The sequence below is a fragment of the Sinorhizobium terangae genome (genome assembly GCF_009601505.1).
Lineage (GTDB): Bacteria > Pseudomonadota > Alphaproteobacteria > Rhizobiales > Rhizobiaceae > Sinorhizobium > Sinorhizobium terangae.
In genome coordinates this window covers 1-20,743 of sequence record NZ_WITC01000036.1, presented here as the reverse complement: position 1 = coordinate 20,743, position 20,743 = coordinate 1, and the positions used below count along the sequence as shown (strand labels likewise).

17 protein-coding genes and 1 riboswitch are annotated in these 20,743 nt (G+C 61.5%); of the genes, 9 read left to right on the top strand and 8 right to left on the bottom strand.

Annotated features, from left to right (window positions below):
• Positions 1–50 precede the first annotated feature (50 nt).
• Positions 51–1,247 (bottom strand): MFS transporter, encoded by a 1,197-nt coding sequence (locus GHK62_RS08495; RefSeq protein ID WP_153438079.1) that lies wholly within the window; start codon positions 1,245–1,247, stop codon positions 51–53.
• A gap of 109 nt (positions 1,248–1,356) precedes the next feature.
• Here GHK62_RS08495 and GHK62_RS08490 point away from each other — a divergent pair, with 109 nt between their 5' ends.
• The 3 genes from GHK62_RS08490 (at position 1,357) to ubiA (ending at position 4,285) form a co-directional block, all read left to right on the top strand.
• Positions 1,357–2,172, top strand: a complete 816-nt coding sequence (locus GHK62_RS08490) for an AraC family transcriptional regulator (protein ID WP_153438077.1) — start codon at positions 1,357–1,359, stop codon at positions 2,170–2,172.
• Between the two features lie 212 nt (positions 2,173–2,384).
• Entirely contained in the window at positions 2,385–3,188 is an 804-nt protein-coding gene (locus tag GHK62_RS08485; protein ID WP_153438075.1) for a MipA/OmpV family protein, read from the top strand.
• Between the two features lie 137 nt (positions 3,189–3,325).
• Entirely contained in the window at positions 3,326–4,285 is a 960-nt protein-coding gene (gene ubiA, locus GHK62_RS08480) for a 4-hydroxybenzoate octaprenyltransferase (protein WP_153438073.1), read from the top strand.
• Positions 4,286–4,675: 390 nt separating this feature from the next.
• Here the strand turns inward: ubiA and GHK62_RS08475 are convergent, their stop codons facing one another.
• Positions 4,676–5,242, bottom strand: coding sequence for a DUF6101 family protein (locus GHK62_RS08475; RefSeq protein WP_153438071.1), 567 nt, complete (start codon positions 5,240–5,242; stop codon positions 4,676–4,678).
• A 326-nt stretch (positions 5,243–5,568) separates the two neighbouring features.
• Here GHK62_RS08475 and GHK62_RS08470 point away from each other — a divergent pair, with 326 nt between their 5' ends.
• Complete coding sequence (locus tag GHK62_RS08470; protein WP_153438069.1) at positions 5,569–7,746, top strand: DUF1217 domain-containing protein; 2,178 nt, start codon at positions 5,569–5,571, stop codon at positions 7,744–7,746.
• A gap of 1 nt (position 7,747) precedes the next feature.
• Here GHK62_RS08470 and GHK62_RS08465 read toward each other — a convergent pair whose 3' ends face one another.
• The 3 genes from GHK62_RS08465 to GHK62_RS08455 form a co-directional block, all read right to left on the bottom strand.
• Entirely contained in the window at positions 7,748–9,184 is a 1,437-nt protein-coding gene (locus GHK62_RS08465) for an FAD-binding oxidoreductase (protein ID WP_153438067.1), read from the bottom strand.
• Between the two features lie 29 nt (positions 9,185–9,213).
• Complete coding sequence (locus GHK62_RS08460) at positions 9,214–10,188, bottom strand: L-threonylcarbamoyladenylate synthase (protein ID WP_153438065.1); 975 nt, start codon at positions 10,186–10,188, stop codon at positions 9,214–9,216.
• A gap of 144 nt (positions 10,189–10,332) precedes the next feature.
• Positions 10,333–10,932 carry a DUF6656 family protein gene (locus GHK62_RS08455; RefSeq protein ID WP_153438063.1) on the bottom strand — a complete coding sequence of 200 codons (600 nt, stop codon included), beginning with the start codon at positions 10,930–10,932 and terminating at the stop codon, positions 10,333–10,335.
• Positions 10,933–11,243: 311 nt separating this feature from the next.
• A riboswitch (cobalamin riboswitch) is annotated at positions 11,244–11,444 on the top strand.
• 108 nt (positions 11,445–11,552) lie between these two features.
• On the opposite strand from GHK62_RS08455, the gene GHK62_RS08450 reads away from it, so the two are divergent.
• Together GHK62_RS08450 and GHK62_RS08445 are read left to right on the top strand one after the other, a co-directional pair.
• Positions 11,553–12,797, top strand: coding sequence for an aromatic ring-hydroxylating oxygenase subunit alpha (locus tag GHK62_RS08450; protein WP_153438062.1), 1,245 nt, complete (start codon positions 11,553–11,555; stop codon positions 12,795–12,797).
• Positions 12,794–13,888, top strand: a complete 1,095-nt coding sequence (locus tag GHK62_RS08445; RefSeq protein ID WP_167528196.1) for an FAD-binding oxidoreductase — start codon at positions 12,794–12,796, stop codon at positions 13,886–13,888. The genes GHK62_RS08450 and GHK62_RS08445 overlap by 4 nt, the downstream gene beginning before the upstream one ends.
• A gap of 12 nt (positions 13,889–13,900) precedes the next feature.
• Here GHK62_RS08445 and GHK62_RS08440 read toward each other — a convergent pair whose 3' ends face one another.
• On the bottom strand, positions 13,901–14,965 hold the full coding sequence (locus GHK62_RS08440; protein WP_167528195.1) for a glycoside hydrolase family 25 protein: 1,065 nt from the start codon (positions 14,963–14,965) through the stop codon (positions 13,901–13,903).
• A 294-nt stretch (positions 14,966–15,259) separates the two neighbouring features.
• Between GHK62_RS08440 and GHK62_RS08435 the strand changes: the two genes are divergently transcribed.
• Positions 15,260–15,691, top strand: coding sequence for a BA14K family protein (locus tag GHK62_RS08435; protein ID WP_153438869.1), 432 nt, complete (start codon positions 15,260–15,262; stop codon positions 15,689–15,691).
• Positions 15,692–15,786: 95 nt separating this feature from the next.
• Here the strand turns inward: GHK62_RS08435 and GHK62_RS08430 are convergent, their stop codons facing one another.
• Entirely contained in the window at positions 15,787–16,776 is a 990-nt protein-coding gene (locus tag GHK62_RS08430; RefSeq protein ID WP_153438060.1) for a transporter, read from the bottom strand.
• A gap of 209 nt (positions 16,777–16,985) precedes the next feature.
• Here GHK62_RS08430 and GHK62_RS08425 point away from each other — a divergent pair, with 209 nt between their 5' ends.
• Together GHK62_RS08425 and GHK62_RS08420 are read left to right on the top strand one after the other, a co-directional pair.
• The gene (locus GHK62_RS08425) at positions 16,986–18,767 is read left to right on the top strand and encodes an acyl-CoA dehydrogenase family protein (RefSeq protein WP_153438059.1); all 1,782 of its coding nucleotides are present in this window, start codon (positions 16,986–16,988) and stop codon (positions 18,765–18,767) included.
• A gap of 10 nt (positions 18,768–18,777) precedes the next feature.
• The gene (locus tag GHK62_RS08420) at positions 18,778–19,530 is read left to right on the top strand and encodes a crotonase/enoyl-CoA hydratase family protein (protein ID WP_153438057.1); all 753 of its coding nucleotides are present in this window, start codon (positions 18,778–18,780) and stop codon (positions 19,528–19,530) included.
• Positions 19,531–19,737: 207 nt separating this feature from the next.
• On the opposite strand, the gene GHK62_RS08415 is transcribed toward GHK62_RS08420, so the two are convergent.
• Positions 19,738–20,683, bottom strand: a protein-coding gene (locus tag GHK62_RS08415) for an IS630 family transposase (protein ID WP_167528167.1) whose coding sequence is annotated in 2 segments (ribosomal slippage) — positions 19,738–20,343 and positions 20,345–20,683 — 945 coding nt in all. Because the reading frame shifts where the segments join, the coding sequence is not laid out codon by codon here.
• Positions 20,684–20,743 lie beyond the last annotated feature (60 nt).

The following is a 20,743-nucleotide window of genomic DNA, read 5'->3' as shown; positions in this document are numbered from 1 at the left end:
CGACCGGTAGCTGGACCGATGTCCTCCGCCGGGACTGCATGGGCCGCGTCCTACCTCGTCGGAAGCCTTGGCAGCAGCACCGTCAGGATGCCCAGCAACGGCAGGTAGGAGCAGAGCTCGTAAACGAACGTAATGCCCTGGCGGTCGGCGAAGATGCCGAGCACTGCAGCGCCCATGCCGCCGAAGCCGAAGGCAAAGCCGAAAAAGACGCCGGCGATCAGCCCCACGCGGCCGGGAACGAGCTCCTGTGCGAAGACGACGATGGCCGAGAAGGCGGACGAGAAGATGAGGCCGATGATTACGCTCAGCACGCCTGTCCAGAACAGGTTTGCATAGGGCAGCATGAGCGCGAACGGAATGACGCCGAGAATCGAGAACCAGATGACGAAGCGCGCGCCATACCGATCGCCGATCGGGCCGCCGAGGAAGGTCCCGGCAGCCGCCGAGCCGAGGAACAGGAACAGCATGAGCTGGGCCTGCTGCACGCTCGTGCCGAACTTCTCGATTACGAAGAAGGTGAAGTAGCTGGATATGCTGGCGAGATAGACGTTCTTCGTCGCGGTCAGCAGAACGAGAATCGCGATTGCCCACAGAACGCGAGCCTTCGGCAAGGGAAGCGCGCGGTTCGGAGCGGGCCGGTTCATGGTCATGCGGCGATGGCGCACATACCAGGTGCTGACCCAGGAAAGGACGAAGAAGCCGGTGATCGCCACGATCGAGAACCAGGCGAGACTGCCCTGGCCGAATGGAATGACGATGAAGGCGGCGAGCAGCGGTCCCAGCGCGCTGCCGGCATTGCCGCCGACCTGGAAGAGCGATTGCGCCAGTCCGTGGCGGCCGCCCGACGCGAGCCGCGCCACCCGGGAAGATTCGGGATGAAAGATCGCAGAGCCGACGCCGATCAGGCTCGCGGCCACGAGAAGGATCCAGAAGTGATCGGCGTTTGCGAGGAGAATGAGGCCCGAGCAGGTTGAAAGCATGGCCACCGGCAGGGAATAGGGCAGGCCCCACCGATCGGTGACGATGCCGACCGCCGGCTGCAACATCGATGCGGTCAGTTGAAACGTGAAGGTCAGGAGGCCGATCTGAACGAAGTCGAGTGCGTAATTCTCCTTCAGCAACGGATAGAGTGCGGTAAGCAGCGACTGCATGACATCGTTCAGCATGTGGCAGAAGCTGACCGCAAGAATGACGGAAAAGGCGGTCTTTTCGGGACTGATGCTTGCTGTCGACGTCACTGAAGCCATGAGATGTTTCCCTGCGAACGGCTCACCTGTTGATCTGCCGGTCATCTCTAGACGGCTTGTCGCTGGCCTGCTTTTGTGATTTGGTCCAGTTCTTTCGCGAGTGGGCCAAATGCCGGTATCGAGAAGAAATCACCTGCTGCAACTGCCGGATGCGGATCACTTCAGAAGCCTGGAATGGATCGAGAAGGCGAACGCCTCTGTCCTGGCGATCGGCAAGGACTACGCCTCCGGCTTGAGGATTCCGCCACACAGCCATAGCCGCACGCAGTTGTGGTGGGCGCGCTGCGGAGTTGTCCTGGTGCACACGCCGGGCGGGCGCTGGATGATCCCTCCGGGTCACGCCCTGCTCATACCCGCTGGCACGGAACACTCGGCGGAGATGGTGAGCGATGTCCGGATGCACTCGATCTATATTTCCGCCGCCTCCAATCGCGCGGATCGGCCGCTCGTGCTGGAGATCACGGCGCTCGTCGGCAGCCTTATCGACGCCTTGGTCGGTGCTAAGGAAGAAGTATCGTCGGAACGACGGGAGCAACTGATCATGGATCTGTTGCTGGCGGAGATCCCGCGGCTCGCCGAGCGGCCGTTGGGCCTGCCTTTCCCGCGGAACCAGAGGCTTGCCACGTTATGCCGGCAGTTCCTGAAGACACCTTCCGCGAACGCGACCATAGATCAGTGGGCCGATCGCATGGGCATCAGCCGCCGTTCCTTTACACGCCTTTTTCGGCACGAGACCGGCGTCAGCTTCGTTACCTGGCGACAGCAGGCCTGCATATTCGGCTCGCTGCCGCGCCTCGCCGACGGCGAACCGATCACGACCGTGGCGCTCGATGCGGGCTACGAGAACGTCGCGGCATTCACGACCATGTTCCGGCGCATGCTTGGCGCACCGCCAAGCCTCTATCTGCGCGACCACTCAAGCTGACCGACAACATGCCATGGGAAATGAATGCTGAATTGACCTGGTTAACGGAATCGTAGGAATACACCACAAATAAAGCGGCGGTTGTATCACATAAGAGCTCTCTCCCTCGCTCGTGCCACGATCCAGCCGACTACAGCGCCGCGCGTCCAGTCGGACGCGCAAAGGTCGCTGTAGCACTTTGAATTGCTGCATGATTCACCCGGAGTTGTTCATTGCGTATCCGTATTGCTTTTCTTTCCGGAACTATTCTTCTGCTGGCCGGCGCGGCTAAGGCCGAAGACGGCCGCTTTATCTGGTCGGGCGATTGGTATCTGAAGGTCGGCGCCACCGGTTTCATCGGCCCGAAATATGAAGGCGCATCCAATCGGATGTTCCAGGCGGCGCCGCTGGTCTCGCTCGGCAAGGCCGGCAGCACCGTGCGTTTTTCGTCGCGCAACGACAATATGTCCTATGGGCTCCTCGATCAGGGCGGCTTGCGGGCAGGCGTCGTGGGCAAGCTGCTCTTTGAGCGCGACGAGGATAGGTCGAGCGATCTGAAGGGCCTCGATCCGGTCAAGTTCGGCGGCGAAGTCGGCGGCTTCGCCGAAGTCTATCCGACCGATTGGATGCGTCTGCGCGCCGAAGTCCGCCAGGGTATCCGCACCCATCACGGTGTCGTCGCGGACGTTGCGGCGGACGCGTTCGTCGATGTCAGCGACACAGTACGGATTTCCGGCGGTCCGCGTCTGACGGCTGCGACGAGTGATTATTTCGACACCTATTACGGTGTGAACAACAAGGAATCCGCCGCGTCCGACCTGAGCGCCTATGACCCGGGCGGCGGCATCCACTCCGCCGGCCTCGGTGCTGCGATCACCTGGCAGGCGACAGAGAAGCTGGAGACCAGCGCCTATGCCGAATACCGGCGATTGATGGGCCCCGCCGCCGATTCGAGCCTGGTGCGCGAACGCGGCAGCCGAAACCAGCTTCTGGTCGGCGTTGCCGCGACCTATCGCTTCGACTTTACTCTTCCTTGACGGCCCACAGCGCCGTGCGTCTTATCAGGCGCGCAGAGGATGCTGTACCACTTTGAATTGCCGCAACCATGCCGCACTGACTGTGGGACGGAGCGTTGCCGCTTGACCGTCCGCCCTCGGGGAGCCAAACAGGAGTGATGAACACCTCTTCTCTCGATTCCGGCCGCGTTTACGACGCACCATCCAACAACTGGGTTTATCGCGTGCTGCCGCGCGCGCTTTGGCCCTACGCGCAGCTTGCCCGCTGGGACAGGCCGATCGGGTGGCAGCTTTTGTTGTGGCCTTGCCTCTGGTCGGCGGCGTTGGCTTCCGCAACTGCGGCAACCCTTGGCAGCTTCTCGGCCGGCCGTTTCCTGTTCCACGTTATGCTGTTCACGGTCGGCGCGATCGCGATGCGCGGTGCCGGCTGCACCTACAACGACATTGTCGACCACGATATCGATATGGAAGTGGCGCGCACCCGGTCGCGCCCGCTGCCTTCCGGGCGCGTCACGCGCTTCCAGGCGAAGGCCTTCATCGTACTGCAGGCCCTTGTGGGACTTCTCGTCCTGCTGCAGTTCAACGGCTTCAGTATTTTCCTGGGTATTCTGTCGCTGGCGCTGGTGGCGATCTATCCGTTTGCCAAGCGCTTCACCGACTGGCCGCAATTCTTCCTCGGCCTTGCCTTCTCCTGGGGCGCCATAATGGGCTGGTCGGCGGAGTTCGGCGCGCTCTCCCTTGCCTCCATTTTGCTTTACGCAGCCGCGATCGCCTGGACCATTGGCTACGACACCATCTATGCCTATCAGGACAGGGAGGACGACGCACTGATCGGCGTCCGTTCGACCGCGCGCCGGTTCGGCGACAATCCCCGGCCTTGGCTGATCGGGCTCTATGGATTTGCCGTCTTGCTTATGTTGCTCGCTTTTGTCGCGGCGGGCGTGGGCTTCTTCGCTTATGCGGCCCTTTTGGTGGCGGCGGTGATGCTTGGCTATCAGATCCTGGTGCTGAATATCCATGACCCGCTGCAATGCCTTGCATTGTTCAAGTTCAACAGCGTCGTCGGTCTCATTGTGTTTGCAGGGCTTGTCCTGACGCTACTCATCCGTCTCATATGAAAAATCCTCCGGCTGGATCCGGAGGACGTGTGGGCTTCCGGTCGACCGGACATTTCGGTCAAGCCTCGTCCATCGTGACGCCGGTTACGCCCAGCTCGGTCCGCCATCGGGCTTGCGCAGCTTGATGGCAGCACGTGCACGAAAAGCGGCCCGGATGGCAGTGAGGACGGCGAGCAGATGCTTGCGCATGCGATATCTCCTTCATTCGTGCCATTGGCTATGGAGCGCATATGGCATGATGAAGGCGAAGCCACTGTTTCTGCGGTAACATTTGCCCGCAACATGTGGAAAACCTGGCGGCGTTCCCCGCGTGCTCCACAGGCGCCAAAAGACGAGAACCGACCGCAGGGTTCGGCCGGTCCTCGCACTGGACGTCGATAGGGAGTGGAATCAGGTCCGGGCGATGATTTCGCGTCCGCCGATTTTCATGTGAACGCCGAGCGTCCCGGTCGAGCGGCGCACGAGAAAGCGCGGGCGGCGCTCGGCGAAAAAGGAGTGGCGGCGGCGCGGTTTCGTCGGAGCCGTGCGGACATCGCCGAGGTGCTCTTCCAGAGGACGTGCGACGCCGTCGGCTTCGACCATCAGCATCGGGATGCGGTAGGCTTCCGCCCAGGCCCGCCAGTCGGCGGCAATGTCGGAAAGGTCGTGGGCGACGAGCAGCGGGATGCAAAGATCCGGATCGTCGTGATGGAGTTCGAGCGTCACTGTAACCTCTCCGTCGCCGTGGTCGATGGCCCGCGCTGCAACACCCTTGAACGCTCGCGCAGGCAGCGCGATCGAAAGCGGCAGGCCGCTCGATGGTAGCACTTTGCGCAAAACAGCGCCACGTTCGTCGAGGCTGATGGTGACATTGCCGGCATGTCCGCGCAAGGCGTAGGTTGCCTGCTGCGGAAAACGCTTGGGATCGAGCCTCAGTTTGTTTTCAACCCAGGCCGGTTGAGAAAGTGTGTTGCGCATTTCAATCGCCCTTGTTTTTCCTTGAGAGCCGGTTCCCGGTCTTCTCGTCGGGACTTTTCGTCCTCTAGGGCGGGAGAATAGGCAGCCGCTCTTCCGGACGGCTTAAAAATCGCGGTTAAAAAAACTTTGCGTGGCCCGATGGTTAGCAAAAGCCGACCCGTCAAGGTTTCTTCTTCGTCAACGAAATTGCCGGGATTTTTTTGAACCGCGAACGAATGCCGGAAAAGCCACACACAAGTCTGTAGGAAGATGATGTGGCGTCAGAATTCTGTTTGGTGGGCGCGGCCCGCCAGCAATCGACAAGAAGCAATCGACAAGGCGGCGGCATGGTTTCGACCTATATCGACTATAATCTCATTACCCGTGACATGAGGGCCAGTCTTAACCGGGTGTCGATACAGCCGCGGGTTGCGCGCGAGGCCGAATACTACAAGACGAATATCGGCAAGGTGACGTCGGTCGACGAATTTCTCGACGACTACCGCCTCTATTCCTACGCGATGAAGGCCCACGGCCTGGAGGACATGACCTATGCGGTCGCCTTCATGCGAAAGGTTCTCGAGAGCGACCTCAAGGACGACAACAGCTTTGCCAATCGCCTGACGGACGAGCGGTATCGCAACTTCGCCGAGGCGTTCAGTTTCGGTTCGTCGACCGCCGTTGCCCAGACCGACGCTCAGACCGATGCGCTGATCGGGCTTTACAGCGAAACGATCGCCAACCAGTCGAATGTGCTCAATGCCGAGACGAGCTATTACAACGCGGTGATCGATACGGTGACGGATGTCGACCAGTTCCTGGGCAATGAACGTCTCAGGACCTATGCGATGAAGGCCTTCGGGTTCGATCCCAAATACACCTCCTATACCCATTTGAGACAGATCCTGACCAGCGACGTCAGCGATCCGAACAGTTACGTTAACAAGCTCGGCAGCAACGCGGCGCTGAATTTCGCAAAGGCATTCAATTTCCAGACCGACGGGACCCTGCCCGCCAGCACTTTGCCGCAGGACGCGGCGCAAAAGAGTGCCATCAACGAAAGCTATATCCTCAACGCCAGCGACCGCGTTACCTCGGCCGAGGCTTTGCTCAACAAGAGCTATTATGAGTCGAAGATCGGCAGCATCACGACGGTCGCCGCATTGAAGGCCGATACCCGCCTGTTCAACTACGTGGTGACTGCTTTCGGATTGCCGCCGAGCACCTTGACGACGACCGTCGAGAACATTCTGACCAGTGACCTCGACGACCCGAACAGCTACGCCAACACGATGGGCGGCGAGTACAACAAGGCCTACAAGGCCATGGCAGCCGCCTTCAATTTCCAGACCGATGGCACGCTCGCGAGCGGCGACAGCGCGCAGACGGCAGCGCAGATCGCCACCACGTCCGATGGCTATATGATCCATTACAACGACAAGGACGATGCTGCGGACGAGGCTTTGATCTCTCGTTTCAAGATGCTGATCAACACGCTGACGAGCGTTGACAATCTGCTGAACGACACCAGCATGATGACGCTTACGCTGCGCGCATTCGGTCTCGAGGAGGAGGGGGACAGCGTACGCAAGCTGAGAAAAGTCCTGACGAGCGATCTCAGCGACCCCGACAGCTACGCCAATTCTCTCAAGGACGAGCGTTACGTGACGCTCGCCAAGGCGTTCAACTTTGAGCCTGACGGCTCGCTCGGCGCGCCCAAGCTTGCACAATCCGAGGCCGAAATCCTCAATACATCGAAGGCCTATGTCATCGAAAAGAGCCGCTTTGGCACGGACGAAGATAAGGCCAAGGCGCAGGAAGAGGCGAAATACTACAGTGCCGAGATGCAGAAGATCGAAACGCTCGACGATTTGCTCGGTAACCGGCGCCTGGTCGATTTCGTCCTTGTCGCCGCAGGCATTGATCCCGAGACCATCGAGACCAGCTATCTCAGGGAGATGTTTGTTTCCGATCTCGATGACCCGGAAAGCTTCATCAACACGGTGGACGACACCCGCTATCGCGAGATCGTGGCCTCTTTCAATTTCGACGGCGAAGGAAAGCTTGCGCGCGGAGCCGCAGGCCAGATCCAGACCCGGCGCGGCATCATTGCCACGATGGATCTTTACCTCAACCAGACGCTGGAAGAAAACGCCGGCGAGGACAATGCCGGTGTGCGCTTGGCGCTCTATTTCAAGCGCATGGCTACCGACGTCAACACGGTTTACGACCTTCTTGCCGACAGCGCCTTGATGCAGGTCGTCAGAACCGCCTTCAGCATCCCGCAGGAGATGGCAAGCAGCGACATCGATGTTCAAGCCGAATACATCAAGCGCGTGATGAACATCGAGGATCTCCACGATCCCGAGAAGCTCGATAAGCTCCTGCAGCGGTTCACAGCGCTTTATGACGTCGAGAACAACACCGATGTCTCTCCCGCCGCCACGATCCTGTCAGGCGGTGGCGGTTTCGGCATCAGCGCCGATACGCTGATGCAGCTGACGCAGCTCAGGCTGGGCGGTTAGATCACATAGACCTTGTGCGCAACACCTTGTCTGGATTCATGATGCCTGCGGGGTCGAACGCATGCTTGATCCGCTGCATCAGTTCGATCTCGATTTCCGGGCGGATTTCCGCGAGCTCATCGCGCTTCAATTGACCGATGCCGTGCTCGGCCGAGATCGATCCGCGATACTTCAGCACGATGCCGTGGACGATGGCGTTCATCTCGCGCCAGCGGTCAAGGAAGACCTGTTTGTCGGCGCCGACCGGCTGCGAAATATTGTAATGGATGTTGCCGTCGCCCATGTGGCCGAAGGCGCAAATACGGGCGCCGGGTATCGCTTTCATGACGGCGGTGTCGGCCTCGGCCATGAAGGCGGGGATGTTCGATACGGGCACTGATACATCGTGCTTGATCGAGCCGCCTTCCGGCTTCTGTGCCGGCGACATGCTTTCGCGCATGTGCCACAGCGCCTTGCGCTGCGTCTCGCTCGTCGCGATGATCGCATTTTCGACGAGACCATTGCTGACGCCCGTCTCGAGCACACCCTCTATCATGCGCTCGGCGCTCTCCGCGGAATCCGAGGTCGAAATATCGATCAGCGCGTACCAGGGATGGACTGTCGGCATCGGATCGCGCACGCCCGGAATATGCCGGGAGGTGAACTCTATGCCGATCCTCGGCATGAGTTCGAAGCCCGTCAACGCCGGTCCGCAGAGGGTCGAAGCACGATCGAAGAGGGCAAGCGCATCCTCGACGCTCCTAAGGCCCGCGAATGCCACCTGATGGCCAAGCGGCTTCGGGAACAGCTTCAGTACCGCACCGGTGATGACGCCAAGCGTTCCTTCCGCGCCGATGAACAGGTCTCGAAGGTCGTAGCCCGTGTTGTCCTTCTTCAATCGGCGTAATCCGTCCCAGATTTCGCCGGTCGGCAGCACGACCTCCAGCCCCAGGCAAAGCTGGCGCATATTGCCGTAGGCGAGCACGGCCGTGCCGCCGGCATTGGTCGAGAGATTACCGCCGATCCGGGCGGAGCCTTCGGAGCCGAGCGACAGCGGGAAGAGGCGTCCGGCATCGTCCGCCGCCTTCTGGACATCGGCAAGGATACAGCCGGCATCGGCCACGATGACATTGCCGACGGGATCGACGTCGCGGATGCGGTTCAGCCGCTCGAGCGAAAGAACCATGTCGGCTTTTCCTTCGCGCGGGATCTGGCCGGCCACATGTCCGGTATTTCCGCCCTGCGGGACAATCGCGGTACGGGTTTGGCTTGCCAGGCGCATGATGCGCGAGACCTCCTCGACGGAGCCTGGCCTGAGAACGAGCGGGGTGGTGCCGTGATAGAGCCCGCGTGACTCGACGAGATAAGGCGCGGTCTCCGCCGGACTGCTGAGCGCGTGGCCGCTGCCGACGATGTCGATGAAAGAGGCGATCAGTTCGGGAGAAAGTATGGTCGTCATGATCGCTCCTTCGTTTTTCGGCGAATTGTTCAGCCCCTGGGCGCCGCTGCCCGCTGCAGGCGGTCGATGATTGCCTCTCCGAGGCCTTCTTCCGGCACGCGGCCGAAGGCGATCGTTCGAGCACCGCTCGCATCCGCCTGCTTCATGTAGTCGAAAAGGTTGGCGGCCGCCTCGCGAAGATTGCCGCCGGGGCTCAAGTCCAGCACGATCGTCGCTTCGCCCTCGCCGGGAAGCGGCCTGCCGCCGAAGCGGATCAACGCCTCTCCCGCCCGGACATCCTCGGCATTCAATCTTACGGTCGCTCCCGGAGCGTAATGTGACGCAAGCATGCCGGGCGCCTCGATCGTCGCGCCGGCGCTGTCCGGCCGCACGACCTCGCACCCTGTGAGCTTCTCGATCTCGCCGGCGTCCAACCCGCCGGGTCTCAGGAGCCGCAGTGTGCCGCCTTCAACCTTGATGATTGTGGACTCAAGCCCGATTCCAGCCGGGCCGGCATCGAGGATGAGCTTCAGCTTGGAACCGAGGTCGGCCTGAACATGGGCTGCGCTGGTGGGGCTGATCTTGCCGGAGGTGTTGGCACTCGGCGCCGCAAGCGGGCGTCCGAAGCGAGCGATCACCTGCCGTGAAAAGCCAGCAGGCATGCGGATGCCGAGCGTATTGAGCCCGGCGGAAGCGAGCGCGTGGACGGTGCTCTCCGGCCGTTGCGGCAGGATAAGGGTTAGAGGACCCGGCCAGAAGGCGTCCGCAAGCTGGCGCGAAATCGGGTCGAACGTCACATGCGCCTCGGCCATCGCCATATCCGAGACGTGGCAGATCAATGGATTGAAACGGGGCCGGCCCTTCATCTCGTAAATGCGGCTGATCGCTTCGGGGTTTGTCGCGTCCGCCGCAAGCCCATAGACCGTCTCCGTCGGGATCGCGACCGGCTCGCCCTCGGAAAGAACGACGCAGGCGTGCTCGATCGCCCGGGCCGGTTCTGTGCGTGTATCGATGATTTCGGCCATGACGGTTCCGTTTGCCTTTCCGTCGCCTCCTTTAACGGACGTGCCGGAAAAACAGAACGATTTTCTTCGCCAAGGCACGTCACCCAAAAGTGCGCAGCGGTTTTGGGACAGCGACATGCATAAGAGCAATGCCGACCGTGTCGGTCAAAGGCTGCGAATGATCTTGCGCAGTGCGTCGTCCCGTGCGCCCAGCATCAGGACGTTCTTCAGTGCTATCTTCGGATCCTGCGTTCGGAAGATCAATCCGTTGCCCCGCACATTGCGGTTGATGACCATCTGCCCTTCGTCACCGCCGGGCTCGATGGCGACGGCGAAGTACATGCGCGAATAACCCCTCTGTATCCGATCGAAAAAATGCGTCTCGTCACCGAGATCGGAGAAGAAGTTCGCGAAATAGAAGGCCCAGGTGACGTCGTGCGAACGCTCGAGGTGCGTTTTCGCGGCGGTCACATGGCAGTAGCCGAGATGCGGACTGTTCGGCAGGGTGCGGTGAAAGACCATCTTCGGGAATTGGATCGAAGAATGGAAAGCGTTGATCCGCTTGTGGGTAGTCTCCCCGGCCGCCGAAAGCTTCCGCCCGGTTTGCTCCGCAACCTCCTCATGCGTCAGGTAACGCCGCTGCTCGGCCATCCAGTGCCGTCGGCGGTCGATCCGTCCGGTCCGCAGGAACTCCGCGTGGGGTGTGGCCTTTGGTGCGGGGATCACGGCTCTCGTGCCGGTATCATAATATCTCAGTCTAGCCATCCGCGCCGGCGCCATCCTTGTCCGCGAAGCGAGTTGATCTCCCCGAATGCTAGTCCTTCAGGGTTAACAGATGATTTTTCAACACATTTTGTCGATGGTATCCGCTTCGAAGGTGTGTCGTAAAATGGCCAGTCAAATTCGTGCCCGGGATGACGCTGCCGAAAAAATCATCAGTTGCTTACATTTTCCGCTATCACATTGTTTATAATAAATAATATCAATCCCCAAATTTAGGATCGATGAGCGGATATCGTGTCGTCTTTCCGGGAGCCGATGTCGTCAATCGGCAAATGAAAAGATGCTGGGCGCGCTTAGATATGGACACTCAAGGTGCCGCTCCAGGGAGGGCGGAGAATTGGGAAGCCGGTCAGATCCCGGCGCTGCCCCCGCAACGGTGGTGGAGCGAAAGCCACGGCAAAAGGCCACTGGACGGTGTGTCCGGGAAGGCGCCGGGCGGGTCCCTTTAGGGGCCACTCCAGAGCCCGGAAACCAGCCTTGGGACGAAAAATCGACCGTAACTGGTTGCGGCGGGCAGCCGGATCGGAGCCTTTGACGCGCCGGCATCATTGTCGGCGTTGGTTCCTGTCCTGCCTCTGCGAACTGATGAACGAGGACAGGACATGGACATTCAGAACGATATGCTGCGCCGGCTCATAAACCGTCGTGAGGGCTATAGCCTCGACCGGGCCTTCTACACCGACCCGGAATATTACCGGCAGGACCTCGAGCACATCTGGTACAAGGACTGGCTCTTCATCGGTCACGACTGTGAAATTCCGAAAGCCGGCAACTACTTTACCGTTCAGGTCGGCGACTATCCGATCGTCATCGTCCGCGACCGGCAGGGAACGATCCGGGCGCTTCACAATTCCTGCCGCCACCGCGGCTCGCGCGTGTGCACGCAGCACAAGGGTTCATCGGCCAAGCTCGTCTGTCCCTATCACCAGTGGACCTACGAATTGGACGGCAAGCTGCTTTTCGCGCGGCAGATGCCCGAAGGGTTCGATCCGGCTCAGCACAGCCTGAAGCCGGTCCATTGCGAAACGGTTGGCGGCTACATCTTCATCAGCCTCGCCGACGAGCCGATGGATTTCCAGCCGTTCCGGGAGACGGTTGCCGGCTATCTCGCGCCGCATAGACTCGGGGAGACCAAGGTCGCCTATGAGAGCACGATCGTCGAGAAGGGCAATTGGAAGCTTGTCTGGGAGAACAACCGCGAGTGCTATCATTGCGCCGCCAACCATCCGGAGCTTTGCCGTACCTACCCGGAGGCCCCGACGGTGACGGGCGTCCAGGGTGCCATGAACGACCCGGAGATCGGCGCCCATTGGGAAAGGTGCGAGGCGGCAGGCCTTCCGAGCAGCTTCAGGATTGCACCAACCGGCCAATTCCGGATGACGCGGATGCCGCTGATCAACGGGGCGGAGAGCTACACCATGTCCGGACAAGCGGCCGTTCGCAAACCGCTTTCGACCGGCGTCAACGAGCGCGGGATCGGCACGCTCTTGCTCTTCCACTACCCGACGACCTGGAACCATGTGCTCGGCGATCACGCGATCACCTTCCGCGTGCTGCCGCTTGGACCGGAACTGACGCAGGTCACCACCAAATGGCTTGTCAGCAAGGACGCCGTCGAGGGCGTCGATTACACCATCGAGGACCTTACCCACGTTTGGACCGAGACCAACGACCAGGATCGCCAGATCGTCGAGGAAAACGCCTTCGGCATCCGCTCGCCGGCCTATGAGCCCGGCCCCTATTCGGCCGAGCACGAGGGCGGCGTCATGCAGTTCGTCGAATGGTACTGCAATTTCATGCAGAACCGCCTGCAAGGCGACGTCGCTCCTCTTTCGCGGGTGGCATGACCATGGAAATGGGCTCTTCCTTCCGCCATTTCGATGAGCTTCATCCGTGGATCGATCGGCAGCATCTGCTCGAATGCATATCGGCCGTGGTCGAGACTGCGGACGTGATGACCTTCACCTTCCGCTCGGACAAGCCGGCCTGGTTCCGCTACCTGCCGGGGCAGTTCGTCACGCTGGAACTGCCCGTCGGCGAGGAACCGGTGATGCGCACCTACACGCTGTCATCCTCTCCGTCCCGCCCGCTCTCGGTTGCCGTCACCGTCAAGGCGCAGCCGGACAGCACCGGCACGCGCTGGATGTTCGACAATCTGAAGCCGGGCACGAGGCTGAAGGCGCTCGGGCCGCTCGGCGATTTCAGCTTCGTTCGCCATCCGGGGGATAAATACCTGTTTATCTCGGCCGGCTCGGGTGTCACGCCGATGATGTCGATGACGCGCTGGATGGCGGACTGCGCGCCGGACACGGACATCACCTTCATTTCCTGCGCGCGTAGGCCGGAGGACCTCCTGTTTCGTTCCGAGCTGGAGGTTCTCGCCCGCCAGATGCGGCGGTTCAATCTTGGTTTTCTCGTCGAAGGCCATGAGGCGCGCCATGGCTGGCATGGGCTACGCGGTCGCATAGATGCGACAAAATTGCCTCTGCTCGCGCCGGACTTCCTGGAGAGGACGGTGTTTTGCTGCGGGCCTGAGCCCTTCATGCGCGGCGTCAGGGAGATGCTGAAGGGTGCTGGCTTCGATATGGCGCGCTATCACGAGGAGAGCTTCCAGCCAGCCGCCGCACCCGCGGCAGAGGAGCTTGCGGTGCGCGCCGGGGCGGGGGTTTCGGCGGAGGCGGCTCGGGTGACCTTCACCATGAGCGGCAAGGACGTGACGGTGGTGCCTGGCCAGACGATCCTGCAGGCCGCCCGCGCCAACGGCGTCCGGATCGGTGCGGCCTGCGAGGGCGGCATCTGCGGCACATGTCGCGTGATGAAGGTCGCCGGCGATGTCGAGATGAACCACAATGGCGGCATTCTCGATGACGAGATCGAAGAGGGCTACATCCTTGCCTGCTGCTCTCGGCCGATTGGTGACGTCCAGATCGAGGCGTGACGGGCGGGTCTGTCAGCGCCGCTCGGTCTGATCGGGCAGGTGCACTTCGGCAGCTCTGACCGCGATCGAGCCGGTAACGGTCCTGTCGACGCCGCTGCCCGACTTGCTCTCGGCCGTCGCGCGGCTGACGAGCAAGGCAGGCCGCTCGAGGGAAGCTACCGCCCTGGCGCTGGCCGTCGGCGCTGTCCCGCGCGTCGCCGCCGCGACCACGGTCAACACCGGCGGTTTCTCGGGCAGAAGGGCGCCTTGCGGCCAGACGGCCCTCAGCGCGGACGCCGGCATCGCCGCGACATTCACGTCGATGTCGTCAAGCGTGCCGGGCACACGGTAGGGGCAGCGCCGCTTGCCGCAATTGTGCGACGAGGAGAATTGCCAGAGGGCATAGCCGTCCCAGTTCCCCATCGGAAAAACCTTGCGGATGTCCGGCTTGTAGCGGGCGTACCAGAGCGGAAGACGCGACAGCAGCCGGTGCTTGTAGCGGTTGGCGGCGATGTATTTCGCGGTGATGTGATTGGTGTAAAGGATCGGATAGCGGCCGGTGCGGGCCTTGATATGCCCGGCGAAGATGGCCGCGTCTTCCAGCGACATGTATTTTTCCGGGTCGATCCCCTCTATGTCGAGGACCATCACCTCGTCGTCGCGCGGATTGGCGTAGTCGAGGAAATGATTGGCCTGATCGACAGGATTGCCGGGCCGGGCCAAATGATAGGCGCCCCAGAGCAGGCCGTACGCGCGCGCGATCATTCGGCGCGTCTGGTAGAGCTCGCGGCTGACGGCGTACTTCCGCCACATCGTCTTGCAATGGGCGACCGTGTCGCCGCCATGGTCTCCGGTGCAGGAGAAGCTCTCGGGCAGGCCGTCGGAGGCTTTGGCGATGAACCCGGCGATGCGCTTGTCCTTCAGCAGCGCTTCCCAGTCGATGCTGTTCATCTCATAGGCATCGACGATGATGGCGTTCTGCCGCTGCTTCCAGGGTTCGAGATCACGCGCGTGAACATTCGCCGCCGCGAAGGTCAGACCCAGAAGGGCCGCCAGGCGCAAGATCGTCCCCGAGATCGAGAGTCCCCGCTTTTCCATCCACTGAGATTGCCGACACTAGCGTTAAAAGGTCGTAAATCTCAGCCCCGTGTCGATCCTGCGCGAAACGATCGCTCCTGTACACAGACCTGCGGCAGAAGCGTCATGCGTAAGTTCGGCTCAGGATTGTGATGTTGCAGGTGGCCGGCACGGTTCATCTTTCGACCCTTGCTCCAGTGGCAAAGGCGCAATCGCCGGCTGCATGTTCCAGAAATAGGGAACAAGACCCGCTACTTATGCGTTCAACACGCCGTTGATTTCCGGCTTTCGGTCATGGAGGAAACCATGAAGACAATGACTGGCAAGTGGCTCTCGGCGGCGTTCGCAGCCTTGTTGCTGGGGACGTCCGCCGCACCGTCGCAGGCGTTCACACCCACGCCTTCAAGGATCGAAGCTGAGAGCAATGTAACCGACGTTCAATATCGGCCGCGCGGATATTATCGCTACGGTGACCGCTATTATTACAACGGCTATCGCGGCTATCGTTACTATCGTCCCGGCTATCGCTATCACGATGGCTGGTGGTACCCGGGAGGGGCCTTCGGCACTGGCGTGATTATCGGTGGGCCGATCGTCCGTCCACCGATCGCCCGCCCGCCGGTTGCTCGCTACGGCAACAGGCACGTCGAATGGTGCTACGCGCGCTATCGGTCCTACAGGGCCTATGACAACACCTATCAACCCTATGGCGGCCCGCGTCGGCAGTGCTACTCGCCCTACAGCTAAAATCGGCTTGCAGGCCGACGAGAAGGCAGGTCGGAAGTGATTCCGGCCTTTGGATGAGGCTGGAAGACCGGTCCGCATCCTTCCGCAACGGCGTGCTACAGAATGCCGATGCGACGGAGAATGAGCCAGGCAAGGCCCATTGAAAAGGCGATGATCAACGCCGCGTAGAGTGTCCCGCTTCCATCGGCGAAGGGCAGGGCTCCCGTATTCATGCCGAAGAAGCCGGTCACCAGTGTCGGCGGCAAAAGGAACGCTGTCATCAGCGACAGGATGTAGAGATGCCGGTTTGTCTCCGAGGAAATCTTGCTGTCGATTTCCTCATGGAGAAGCCTCGCGCGCTCCTGGAGCGCGAAGACATCCCGGTCAACCGCCTCCAGCCGATCGGAGAGCCGCTCGGCCGCGTCGATGAAACCCGGCGGCACCTCATCCTCCTCCGACGCTCCGGCCCGCCGCAACAGGGCGAGAATGGTCCGCAGGTGCCGATGCAGCCGCACCACGGTCCTGCGCAGCGGTGCCAGCCCTGGCTGCTGCCTGTGGCCAGCCTCTCCGTAGACGTGATCCTCGATGACATTCAACTCTTCGGTCAGTTCCAGGACGAGGGTGATCAACGTTCTCTGGAACTCGACAACCAGCATTTCGAAGAGGTCGATCGGCCGGTTGCATTTGGTGCTCTTCTCGACGGCCGCCTTCACCCGGTCGATGCTGCGTAACGGATGCAGCCGCGTCGTGATGATGATCTTGTCACTGACCGCGAAATGCAGCCAGCCGATCGTTTTCGTGACCTCGTCGAACGTGCGCTCGAAATCCACCAGCGTCCCGTGGACGACGTCCTCGGAAACGGTAATTGCGGCCTGTGTGTCGTGACTCGTCAGCGTGGCAATCGCTGCCTGCGGTAGGTTGCTGATGCGTTCGATCAACCCGGGCGTGCGCGCATCGCTGAGCGCCAGATGCAGCCAGACCCAGCCGTCGCCGCCAGACAGGTTGTCGATCGAAGAGTCGGCCGCGATGCGCTGGCATCGGCTCTCCCCCGGTATGAAGCGGTAGGCCCAGACAAGGCCCGGTATCTCGGGAGAAATCAAGTTCATCTCAGCGCCTTGGCCTGACCGAAATGAGGTAAAGTGTGAGCGGGCAATCCGGACTCGGCTTCTAATCGCCGTCGATGACAGTTTTGTTACACGCCTGCGCAATGCGAGCCGAACGCAATTGACGTTGACGTATACGTAAAAATCAATAGTGTCGGTTCGAAGAAGGACGCGCGGTCGACGATGGCAATGGCTGCACGGGGAGGACCATCATGTACAAAGCACCGGTCGACGAGATCGCATTCACACTGAAGCACGTAGCCGGCATGGCCGAGGCCTTGGATGCCGGTGTTTTCGGTGAACTGGGCGAGGATCTGGTCGATGCAATCCTCGCGGAAGCCGGGCGCTTTGCGACGGAAGAGGTGGCCCCTCTTGGCGATATCGGTGATCGGCAGGGCGCACGGCTCGTCGACGGTGCGGTCAAGACGCCGGAAGGCTGGCGCGATCTCTATCACAACTGGATCGGCGGCGGCTGGAACGGACTGACGGCGCCGGAAGCCTTCGGCGGGCAAAACCTGCCGCACATGCTGCACGTCGCCGCGATGGAGATGTGGAACGCCGGCTCGATGGCGTTCGCGCTTGGCCCGACGCTGACCATGGGCGCCATCGAAGCCTTGGAGAAGCACGGCTCGGAAGCCCTGAAGGCGACATATCTCGCGAAAATGGTCTCGGGCGAGTGGACCGCCACGATGAACCTGACGGAGCCGCATGCCGGTTCGGATCTCGGCGTGCTCAAGACTCGGGCCGAGCGTCGCGACGACGGCAGTTATCGCATCTTCGGCCAGAAGATTTTCATCACCTGGGGCGAGCACGACTTTACCGACAACATCGTCCATCTGGTGTTGGCGCGCCTGCCGGACGCGCCCGCCGGCACGAAGGGCATTTCGCTGTTTCTCGTGCCGAAATTCCTTGTCAACGCCGACGGCTCGCTCGGTGCCCGTAACGACCTCTTCTGTCATTCGCTCGAGCACAAGCTCGGCATTCACGGTTCGCCCACCTGCACGATGATCTATGGTGACGGCAAGTTCGGCGATGAAAAAGGTGCGATCGGCTATCTGATCGGCGAGGAGAACCGTGGGCTCGCCTGCATGTTCACGATGATGAACAACGCCCGGTTGGCCGTCGGCATGCAGGGGGTCGCGATCGCCGATGCCGCCACCCAGAAGGCGATCACCTATGCCAAGGAACGCACGCAGGGCCGGGCGCCCGGCTGGAGCGGCGAGGGCATGAGTCCGATCATTGAGCATCCGGATGTCGCCCAGATGCTTCTGACGATGAAGGCGCTGACACAGGGGTCGCGCGCGATCGCCTATGCCTGCGCCCACGCAGTCGACATGGCACATGCCAGCAAAGGCGACCAAGCCCGTCATTGGCAGGAGCGTTCGAGTCTGCTGACACCGATCGCAAAGTCCTTCGCCACCGATGCCGGTGTTGACGTCGCCTCCTTGGGCATCCAGGTGCATGGCGGCATGGGCTTCATCGAGGAGACAGGCGCCGCCCGCTACCTGCGCGATGCCCGCATCGCGCCGATCTATGAAGGCACCAACGGTATCCAGGCGATCGATCTCGTCACCCGCAAACTGCGTTTGTCCGATGGCGCCCATGTGCGCGGACTCATTGCCGAACTGAGCGAGATCGCCGCCGCCGTCGGATCCACCAACAGGAAGGGTTTCGGCGAGACGGCGGTGCGGCTCGATGCTGCGATCGGCGATCTCGCCGACGCGAGCGAATGGCTGCTTGCTGCGCTGGAAGGCGGAAAGCTCACCGACGCGCTGTCCGGTGCCACCGCCTATCAGCGCCTCTTCGGGCTGGTGCTGACCGGCGCCTATCTCGCCAAGGGTGGCCTGGCGCAGGCAGGCGACGGAAAACAAGATGCGCGCATCGCGCTCTGCCGGTTCGCGGCGGAGAACCTGCTCGCAGAAACAGGCGCGCTCAAGGACCGCGTCGTCGGTGGCGCGGAAAGCCTTGCGGCCGCGCGCGCCGCTCTCGTTTGAGGGGGAACTCATGACCGATCATGTGCTTGTCGAACGCCCGGAGGCCTTGCCCGGCGTCCAGGTCATCCGTTTCAACCGCCCGGAAAAGAAGAACGCCATCACGCGCGAGATGTACGCCAAGATGACCAAGGCGTTGACGGTCGCAGGAACCGATCCGGCTGTCCGGGCCACGGCCTTCCTCGGCTCCGAAGGATGCTTCTCCGCCGGAAACGACATGGCCGATTTTCTCGCCTTTGCAATGGGCGGCACGATGGGGACCGAGGTACTCGATTTCCTGCTGGCGCTCGCGGGCGCGAAAAAGCCGGTTGTATCCGGCGTCGACGGTCTGGCGATCGGCATCGGCACGACCATCCATCTCCATTGCGACTTGACTGTTGCTTCGGCACGTTCGGTCTTCAAGACCCCCTTCGTCGACCTTGCGCTCGTGCCTGAGGCCGCATCCAGCCTGATCGCGCCGCGCATCATGGGGCACCAGCGTGCCTTCGGGCTTCTCGCCGCTGGAGAACCTCTAGCGGCCACCGATGCCTTGCAGGCCGGGCTGATCTGGAAGGTCGTTGGCCCGGAAGCGGTGGAGGAAGAGACGCTCTCGCTCGCGGCGCGCCTTGCCAGGAAGCCGCCGGAAGCGCTGCGCATTGCGCGTGATCTCATTCGTGGGGATCGAAGTGATGTGCTCGCCCGTATCGACGAGGAGGCTCAGCACTTCGCAGCGCAGTTGAAGAGTGCGGAAGCGCGCGCGGCCTTCGAAGCCTTCATGCGCCGCTAAAGCGCGTCGCGTTCAATCGGACGCGCAAAGGTCGCTGTAGCACTTTGAATTGCTGCATGATTTTGTCCTTAAATCGATTCCGATTTGAGGAATCATGCAGTAGTTCCGCGGCGATTTAGAGCCGCCTCCGATTGCCGCGGACATCCTGAATTTGCATACGTCAATTTTAATTGGTTCTTAAATAGCAGCCGCTAGAGTCTGTCAGACCTACGTTGAAACGTATCCTGCATGCCTGAGATAGGCGGCGCATTCGTGCGGGCTGAACGCCTTGAGAGCTTCGCCGACGCGCCGCCATGTCGCCTCGACGCTACGCTCGTCGGCCTTGCGCAGCAGGGTCTTGAGTTTGGCGAACATCATCTCGATCGGATTGAGGTCGGGGCTGTAGGGCGGCAGGAAGAACAGATGGGCGCCGGCGTCGCGGATGGCGCTGCGCGCCGGCTTGCCCTTGTGGCTGCCGAGATTGTCGAGGATGACGATATCCCCGGGGTTGAGGGTTGGCGCCAGGCATTGCTCGACCCAGGCGGTGAAGGCAATGCCGTTGATCGGGCCGTCGAGCACGAAGGGTGCGACGATGCGGTCGTGACGCAGCCCGGCGAGGAAGGTCAGCGTCTTCCAATGGCCATGCGGTATTCTGGCGATCAGCGGCTGGCCGCGCTGACACCAGCCGCGGCTGCGCGTCATGTTGGTTTTGACCCAGGTTTCGTCAACGAACACCAGGCGGCGCGGATCAAGTCGATGTTGATGGGTCTTCCAGCGGCTTCGGAAGCGCGCCACCTTCGGCCTGTCCTGCTCGCTGGCGATCAGCGTTTTTTTTAAATGTCTTGCCTTCGCGGCGCAGAAACCGCCAAACGGTGTCATGCGAGACATCGATCCCGGCCGCCTTCAGATCGGCGGCAAGCGCCCGCACCGTCCAATCGGTTTTGGCCGCCAGTCGGCGGTGAACCTCATCGGCCGCCGCGCCCCGCAGCATGGGTTTGACATGGCCCCCCATCTTGGCCGGCGCCAAACCGCGGCCGGACCGGTCGAGCTGGCCGATCCGCACCGCCGTCGCCGCCGATATCCCAAAGCGCAAGGCGGCCGCCCGCACCGTCATGCCTCCGGCCAAAGCGGCGGCGACGCGCTGGCGTAAATCAAGAGAAAGAGGTCGCGCCATCATTGCTGGCCTCCTCACCAGCAATGATCTTGAATCACAATCCCAACAAAAAGGGAATCC